An 875-nucleotide genomic window follows, 5' to 3' on the forward strand; every position below is an offset into this window, starting at 1 on the left:
CCGCGGGGGGCCGGGGGGACGGCGCCGGGCTCGCGGCGTTCGTCGACCCGCTGCTCGACGACACCGGCTCCGCGCCGCCACGGCTGGACATCACCCTCGCCACCCGGTGCAACGACACGACCACGCGGCTGCCCGCGGACCGCATCCGGCAGGTCTCCCGGGACCTCGGTGCGGAACACCCCGTGTTCGGCGGGGTGGTGGCCCAGCGCCTGGCATGGTGCAGCCCGTGGCCGAACAGCACCACCACCGAGCCGGAGTTCGGTTCCCCGGACGCTCCGCCGATGGTGGTGGTGAGCACCGCGGTGGACCCGGTCACCCCCGAGGAGGGCACCATCCGCGCGGCCGAGCGGCTGCCCACCGCCGTGCGCGTGGAGTGGCAGGGCACGGGGCACGGATCCCTGGGCTCGGAGTGCGTGGCCGAGGCCGTGCACGGGTTCCTGGTGGACGGCACGGTCCCCCGGAACGGGACCCTGTGTCCCGCCTGACGGCGGCGTTCGGAGACGCCGGTCACACCCGTGGGGGCGACGGGGCACGGGACGACCGGCGCGGGCGACCCGCCGGCCTTGACGGAACCCCGACCGGATGTTTCGCTGACTGTCGGTGAACCACCTCCTGTCGTTGCTCGCATGTCTGACCAAGCGTGATCCCCACGCCATCATCGCGATCGACGTCGATCCCGACCATCCCCAGCACGTCAGCCGCGCGGAGCTGTGGCGCCGCACCCTGCAGTTGCGCGCCGACCTCGCCACCGCGGGCGTCGGCCGCGGCGACGCGGTGCTGGTCTGCCTGCCCGGCTGGTCGCACCTGCTCGACTGGCACATCGCCACGGCCTCCCTCGGGGCGCGGGTGATCGCGGTCGACCCCGCCGACACGAC

Annotated in this window: 1 protein-coding gene and 1 pseudogene; both read left to right on the forward strand. The window is 74.6% G+C overall.

What is annotated here, in order from left to right; genetic code table 11:
• Positions 1 to 485 (forward strand): alpha/beta hydrolase (locus tag SACPADRAFT_RS26575; RefSeq protein ID WP_007027789.1); only part of this gene is annotated, 485 nt, incomplete at its 5' end.
• 115 nt (positions 486 to 600) lie between these two features.
• A pseudogene (locus SACPADRAFT_RS29885) lies at positions 601 to 875 on the forward strand (AMP-binding protein); the annotation flags it as partial.

The organism is Saccharomonospora iraqiensis subsp. paurometabolica YIM 90007, from assembly GCF_000231035.2.
GTDB lineage: Bacteria > Actinomycetota > Actinomycetes > Mycobacteriales > Pseudonocardiaceae > Saccharomonospora > Saccharomonospora paurometabolica.